Consider the following 655-nt stretch of genomic DNA (forward strand, 5'->3'; position numbering starts at 1 on the left):
CAGCTTTACCTTTAGCTTTTTTATTCGTGATAATGGTGTACAGTTCTCCTTTAGATAAAGCTACTTCATCTATAGATAGGTGTTTTCCTATATTCTCAGGGAAAAGTAGCCAATCTTTAGCGTGTGATTTTTCACTCCACTGTTTAAAATGGCTTAAATACTCTTTAAATTGACGTTGTAGTTTTTTACCGTTAAGTCCATAAAAACTAGCTATGGTATGGCAATCATTCGCTTTGGTACTGATCAAGTGCTTTTAAAAAAACAGCAAACTCAACAGTCATTCGAGTTCCCTGTGCTACTAAATTCCAATCTCTATACACTACTTTTTGAGTTGTTTTATTCAACCATCTACGGCGTTTGATATGAAGCAACACAACTTTTCCTCTCAAAGGAAAATCTTCTACCATAATTTCTTTATGAAAACCATGAGATATGATAATATCCTTAGAAAATTCTTCTGGAATTGACTTCTTTTCTTCAAAATAGAGATGTAAATCTTTTCCTTTTAATTCATGTTTGGTTAAATCAAAATGTGTAATTAATAACTCTGGTAGTATAAATTTTAAAACCTCTAGTGATAATTCCAAGTAATAATCTATTTTTTACAAAAATCAACATTCTATTTTAATTCACACACAACTTTTGGGATTGATCC

The 655-nt window shown here is 30.8% G+C and carries 1 protein-coding gene and 1 pseudogene; both read right to left on the minus strand.

Translation table 11 applies throughout. From position 1 onward, the window contains the following. A pseudogene (locus tag EYW44_RS21930) lies at nt 1-247 on the minus strand (ISAon1 family transposase); the annotation flags it as partial. Further along, a complete protein-coding gene (locus EYW44_RS21935) occupies nt 225-587 on the minus strand; it encodes an ISAon1 family transposase N-terminal region protein (RefSeq protein WP_132728015.1) in 363 nt (120 codons plus the stop codon). The gene EYW44_RS21935 and the pseudogene EYW44_RS21930, both read right to left, overlap by 23 nt. Between the last annotated feature and the right edge of the window lie 68 nt (nt 588-655).

The sequence above is a fragment of the Tenacibaculum sp. M341 genome, from assembly GCF_004337695.1.
Taxonomy (GTDB): domain Bacteria; phylum Bacteroidota; class Bacteroidia; order Flavobacteriales; family Flavobacteriaceae; genus Polaribacter.